Origin of the sequence: Hymenobacter glacialis (assembly GCF_001816165.1) — a bacterium.
Classification (GTDB): Bacteria; Bacteroidota; Bacteroidia; order Cytophagales; family Hymenobacteraceae; genus Hymenobacter; species Hymenobacter glacialis.
Window position 1 is genome coordinate 1 of record NZ_MDZC01000110.1, and the last position, 1,106, is coordinate 1,106.

A 1,106-nucleotide genomic window follows, 5' to 3' on the forward strand; every position below is an offset into this window, starting at 1 on the left:
TTAGGCAGTCGTTGAGTTGATTGGTCCGTTAACTGGCTTATGATGACTTGCACGCTGGACCTGTACACGGATTATTTGCTGAGTTCGACGGGCCCAACGACGGCCACGGGCCTGTCGCGGCTGCTGGACGGGGCGTTGAGCCACGACCACGTCACGCGCTGGCTGAGCCAAGCCACGTATGGCCCGTCCAACATCTGGCGGCAAGCCAAGCCGCTGATTCGCCAGGCCGAGGCCCGCCGGCCGGCCGACGAGTTCGCCGTGCTCCTCGTGGACGATTCGGTGCTGGAAAAGGCGCACACCGATGCCAATGAGCTGGTTTGCACCCATTGGGACCACAGCCAGCAACGCTACGTCAAGGGCTTGAACTTCGTGAGCCTGCTCTACCAGGCCGGCGCGTTGGCCCTGCCTACCGCCGTCGAGCTGGTGCGCAAAACCGTGCCCGTCTATCAGCCGAAGACGGGCAAAACCAGACACCAAAGCCCGTTCACCAAGAATGAATACCTGCAGCAAATGCTGCGCGTGGCCCAGCAGCAGGTGGCCTACCGCTACCTGCTGGCCGACAGCTGGTACGCGTCGGCCGAGAACATGCACCTGGTGCGGGCCCTGGGCCACCACTTCGTTTTTGCCCTGGAAAGCAGCCGCACCGTCGCCTTGAGCGAAGCCGACCGCGCCCAGGGCCGGTTCCAGCCCGTGCAGGCGCTGGTCTTTCCCGATACGCAGCCCCTGCACGTCTACTTGCGCTCCGTCCAAGCGGCGGTTCTCGTGAGCAGACAAGTCTCTACAAACCAATACGGTAGCTGGGGCGTCTTGTATCTGGTCAGCAGCGACACCGACCTGGACCACGCCCAGCTGACCGCGATTTACCAGAGGCGGTGGAAAGTGGAAGAATACCACAAGTCGCTCAAACAGAACGCCTCGATGGGCAAATCGCCCACTAAAACCCTGGCCACGCAGGCCACCCATCTTTTCGCCGCCGTGTTGGCCTACACCAAACTCGAAGTCCTCAAATTCAAATGCGGCATCGGTCACCTTCGCCTCAAAGCCCAGCTCTACACCGTGGGCTTGAAAGCCATGTACCATCAGCTCGGACAACTCCGTGCGTAACA

1 protein-coding gene is annotated in these 1,106 nt (G+C 61.4%); it reads left to right on the forward strand.

Annotated elements, in window-relative coordinates; translation table 11 throughout:
- The first annotated feature begins 39 nt into the window (after nucleotides 1-39).
- Nucleotides 40-1,104, forward strand: a complete 1,065-nt coding sequence (locus BEN48_RS15580; RefSeq protein WP_070735905.1) for an IS701 family transposase — start codon at nucleotides 40-42, stop codon at nucleotides 1,102-1,104.
- Nucleotides 1,105-1,106: the final 2 nt, after the last annotated feature.